A 334-nucleotide genomic window follows, 5' to 3' on the forward strand; every position below is an offset into this window, starting at 1 on the left:
AAATTGAATGCGTGATAATACGATTTTATTATTATTACAAACATGTAAATATAAAAATAGAAAATTTCAATTTGATAAATACAATGGTAGAGGTGTTTATTTTAATGAAGCACAAATTAATTGCAACAGGTATCCTTGCAGGAGCTATATTATCCTATTCTTCTAATATTTTAGCAGATACTCATAAATTCCCTGATGTTCCTACATGGGCTGATAAATCCGTTAATTATTTAGTTGATAAACAGGTATTAAATGGTTATCCAGATGGAACTTTTGGTTCAAATGACTCATTAGACAGAGCTTCGGCTACAAAAATTATGACAAAAGTTTTAGG

General features: G+C 28.7%; 1 protein-coding gene. It reads left to right on the forward strand.

The genetic code is table 11. The features are described from left to right. Positions 1 to 104: 104 nt before the first annotated feature. The coding region (locus GBN78_RS30000) for an S-layer homology domain-containing protein (RefSeq protein WP_193224782.1) at positions 105 to 334 on the forward strand (230 nt) is incomplete at its 3' end.

Source organism: Bacillus sp. B2-WWTP-C-10-Post-4 (assembly GCF_009183805.1).
GTDB lineage: Bacteria > Bacillota > Bacilli > Bacillales > Bacillaceae_G > Bacillus_A > Bacillus_A cereus.